Origin of the sequence: Psychrobacillus sp. FJAT-21963 (assembly GCF_001420585.1) — a bacterium.
Classification (GTDB): Bacteria; Bacillota; Bacilli; order Bacillales_A; family Planococcaceae; genus Psychrobacillus.
In genome coordinates, this window is record NZ_LJIY01000026.1 from 1 (window position 1) to 4194 (window position 4194).

A 4194-nucleotide genomic window follows, 5' to 3' on the forward strand; every position below is an offset into this window, starting at 1 on the left:
TTAATCTATTATTACACTTTTTTGAAATTTACTATGACCGTCTTCTATGCCCACTAGTTCAAAGCCATTGCTCTTATAAAAATTATTTAGTTTTACATTGTCAGCAACACAATCTAGTTTTATACATTCTATATCTCTTCTAATATTCTTTTGAATCCACTCTAAAATACTAGATCCTATTCCTTTGTTCATATAATTGGGCTGGATTGCGAGTCTATGTAAATATAGCGAAATTGATGTTAGATCATCCCCCCAAATGTGCCTATCCCATTCACTTTGTTTAGATAGAAGTGTAAATGTTGCTACGATTTCATCATCTTTTAAAACAATATATGTGTTTCGATTATTTATGTCTTGCTCAATTTCTTTATCTTCACCGCTATCTAACAGAAATCTCCATTGGTTAATTTCTTTTTTTTTCAGCCATAGAGCAACTTGCTTTAACATGTCAATAATGGTCATGCATTTATCGTTAGTAGCAATTATTATTTTAAAATCTTCCCAGTTAGCGTACTGCATTTAATACCTCCTACCCATACATTAATGTTTGCTATCATTTATAAAAGTATTGGCAAGTATATCTCTACCTCCTCTTCATTATTTTCATTTTGATGATATGTTTCAACAATATAAGATTCTAAATCCCTTTGAAATCCTTGTTCATCTGCCCATTTCAATAGTTCCATATGTAGTTTTCCGATATCAGACATTTTCCCTCTCACATTAACGTAGTCCTGTGTAGTTTCAATATATTCCATACCGGTTGGAACTTCATTTATAGTACCATTAACAATTAACCCTACATAATACTGACCCTCGAGATGGTTATCATTTCTTTTTGGTTCATATAGTGCAATTTCAGTTTCTGAACTATTTTTTATCTCATTTGCTCGTCTCAAAAATTGCTGTGCAAACTTGGGAACCTCACTCCCATAATCAGCAAAAACACCACTATTTTTCATACCTACTACTTTAAAATTCTTTTTTATCTGTTTGAATTCCATTTCCTCTTAGCCCCCTAACTGTAATACAAACAACAATCCCAAACACCTTTAATTCTTCTATCATGCAAGAGTAATGATAAGCTTAACTTCTTACAGTCACACTAAATGTAAAAATTTTGGACTCAATTCACTCCAAACATCAAACTTGTTACCGTCCGGATCATAAAATACAAAGTTCCTTCCTGCATGACCTCTGTTTTCAATTCCACCTACTTTTATCTCTTTTTCTAAAAAGTCTTTATGAATAGTTTCTAAAGCATCTAAACCATTCACTTCAAATGTCATTGAAAAACGTTCTTCCCCGTGAATATCAAGAAAGTTGGAACTTTGGCCATCTTTTGCTCGAACAAGAAATAAACTTTGGTTAGCAAAATTTAGAATTGCTTTATCCTCATCCTTATAGCTAAGCTCTGCACCTAATTTGTTTTTATACCATTCTGATGAAAGCTCTACATTTGATACAGGTATATAAGTAGTTCCTACTCTTAACAATTTATTATTCAAAACAATTGCCTCCCCTTGTTTAATGTCACTAATATATTCTATGTTTCTATGTTTATATCCTCTTTGAAAACGATAAAATTTTTGAACATTTTCAAATTTTTTACCATATTAAATATAAAAATGTATGGAGTGAATTTAAAATCAATATTTACCACTTTTGTCTTTAAGTAGTTGCTAATAATTTATTTACTTTTGGATTACATAGGAAAAAATGACTTTGAAAAGGTTCTGGCGAAGTATGAAACGAAGAGATCTTCCAACTGGAATTATTATTGCAGTGTGCAATCTTAGATGATGGACGAAGGTAATGATTTTTTTAGGTGGATATCCTGTTGGTGGCTATGCATGAGAAGTATACAATATGCAAATGCTGGATGATTTTATTCCTACTAAAGGAAGGAAAGCTTGATGTTTACATTCTCATTTAAATAACGTGAAATGCCATATACTTTCACATTATGATTTTGTGAAGCCATATAAAATAGAGTAGAACCTAAAATCCAGTTGCTCCTAATATAAGTATTTTCAATATTCATTTCTCCGTACTATTTTTATGTAACCTATTTACTCCCTTATTCTACTGTTCAGCTGAGCTATAGTCTTTATCCATTAAATCTTCCCATAACTACCGTATTGTAAAATTCACCGTCTGAAAGGATTTTGTCATTTTGTAAAATTCCTTCGGTTCTAAAACCATATTTTTTATATAGATTGATCGCTTTTTGGTTTGTTTCCAAAACATTTAAGGTTATTTTTTTTAGTCCATTTGCATCTGCCCAAGCAATAGATTCTTTTAATAGATTTGTTCCAATCTTGAACCCCCAGTAGTCTTTTAATACACAAACCCCTAATTCTACTTTATGCGCAAAGCGTTTCAAGGGATTACCCTCACACCTTGAAAAAGCAACAATCCGATTATTCACAACTCCAACTAAAAAAAGATTACACTTACTTTCTGTATCAGTTTTGATTAATTTTTCAAAACCAAGCGTATCTATGAAAGCTTCTCCTTTTTCTCTGTCCATATTTTCTGTCTCACTATCAATCTGTAATCTTAGTTCAGACAATTCTTTTGCATCCTGAACCATTGCTGATCTAACAATATAATATATCCCATTAACATTAAACTCCTGTTTTTTTATAATCATTGTATATTCCTCCATAGTAAATAGTTTTTAGAACAATTTAACACTCTACCATTATATTCCTTCAAGTTGAGTAAGAATATGAAACTCATAAATAGATCAATGTAAAACATCCCATATTATTATTTCTTTCTATTTTTATAACGAACTCATCTTTCATGCTGATAAAAGTACGATTTGAAGATAGATACCTTCTTTTGTAATGGGATGTATTTTGACAAAGAAAATGCCTACCAAATCTTTTACAATTTGATAGACAATGTGACCGTTATTGGTTCAGGTCGGTATAGTAATGGTAAAAGTTGTTCCTACTCCTTTTTTGCTTTGGACATCAATTTTCCCCTTCATCTTGCTTAGAGTTCCATAGACCATTAACATTCCAAGCCCGGTTCCCTCTTTTTTATTTGAAAAATACGGTTTTCCTAGTTGAAGAATTTCATCTTTGGACATTCCTACACCACAATCTTTTATACAAATGATAATATGTCTGCCTTGGTCCATTATTTCAACATTTAAAATACCACCTTCTCCCTTCATTGCTTCAATTCCATTTTTCATCAAGTTGATGAAACATTGCTTTATTTGATTTTGGTCATATTCCTTATTTAATGTGTTCGAAAATTTAGTGACAATCTCAACTTTATTGTATAGAGCATAAGGACTTAATACATTTTGAACATATACCAGCTCTTCTTTTAAATTTGAGTAAACCATATGCTCCGATTGTGGTTTAGAGAATGCTAAATAATCATTTATAATATTTTCTGCTCGTAACAATTCTTTTAAAGAGTAATCTATGCATTCCTTGTCTTGAGCTGAAATAGTTTTGGAGACATTCAATAATTGAAGAAACCCTTTTGTAACAGTGAGCGGATTTCGTATTTCATGGGATACACTTGCAGAAAGTTCGCTCATAACATGTAAACGCTCTGTTCGTAGGAGGTTCTCCCGATTTTTGATGTTGGAAATTATCTTTTCAATCATCAGCATATTTAGCCCCATCACCATAATTGAAGTGATCAACATAAAAAACGCTGATGACCAATATTCATTCGTTAATACATCAAAATAATTAGACAATGCAATCAGATATATAATAACATTCAAGGATGCAACCATTATAGCTGTAATAATACGCCTTTTTGGACTATATTCATTGAACTGTTTAGATAATAATGGTAGAACAATAAAAGCCAAAGTCGAATGAATTAAAGATTGTAATGTACCTTCTCCTCCAATAAAAAATCGATATATATTCAGTACTAGGTAAAGTGGAAATAATCCTCTATATCCACCATAAAGTCCAACAATTATAAATGCAATATATCGCAAATCAATATTAAATCCCAGTTCCAATTCGATCGGATATAGCATGCAAAGAATCATTGATATAGAGAAAGAAAATATAACGAGAGAATAGCTATATTCCTTTTTATAATTATCAAAGAAAATCACAAACAATAGCACAGGAAAAATCATAAATAATATATTAATCAAAAAAGTTTCTAACAATAGATATCCTCCTCTCTTCTGTATTAGCA

Annotated in this window: 5 protein-coding genes; all 5 read right to left on the reverse strand. The window is 31.1% G+C overall.

The features are described 5' to 3' along the window. Positions 1-519 carry an N-acetyltransferase gene (locus AN959_RS20290; protein WP_056833439.1) on the reverse strand — a complete coding sequence of 173 codons (519 nt, stop codon included), beginning with the start codon at positions 517-519 and terminating at the stop codon, positions 1-3. 38 nt (positions 520-557) lie between these two features. After that, positions 558-1004, reverse strand: coding sequence for a GyrI-like domain-containing protein (locus tag AN959_RS20295; protein ID WP_056833441.1), 447 nt, complete (start codon positions 1002-1004; stop codon positions 558-560). 96 nt (positions 1005-1100) lie between these two features. Further along, the gene (locus AN959_RS20300) at positions 1101-1508 is read right to left on the reverse strand and encodes a VOC family protein (RefSeq protein WP_056833443.1); all 408 of its coding nucleotides are present in this window, start codon (positions 1506-1508) and stop codon (positions 1101-1103) included. A 602-nt stretch (positions 1509-2110) separates the two neighbouring features. Beyond that, on the reverse strand, positions 2111-2656 hold the full coding sequence (locus AN959_RS20305; protein WP_056833445.1) for a GNAT family N-acetyltransferase: 546 nt from the start codon (positions 2654-2656) through the stop codon (positions 2111-2113). A 273-nt stretch (positions 2657-2929) separates the two neighbouring features. Then, on the reverse strand, positions 2930-4194 hold a 1265-nt coding region (locus AN959_RS20310), incomplete at its 5' end, for a HAMP domain-containing sensor histidine kinase (protein ID WP_253278955.1).

Excerpts from the sequence above, each read along its gene's own strand:
- AN959_RS20295 (WP_056833441.1), bottom strand. The coding sequence starts at position 1,004 with ATGGAATTCAAACAGATAAAAAAGAATTTTAAAGTAGTAGGTATGAAA.
- AN959_RS20305 (WP_056833445.1), bottom strand. The coding sequence starts at position 2,656 with ATGATTATAAAAAAACAGGAGTTTAATGTTAATGGGATATATTATATT.
- AN959_RS20290 (WP_056833439.1), bottom strand. The coding sequence starts at position 519 with ATGCAGTACGCTAACTGGGAAGATTTTAAAATAATAATTGCTACTAAC.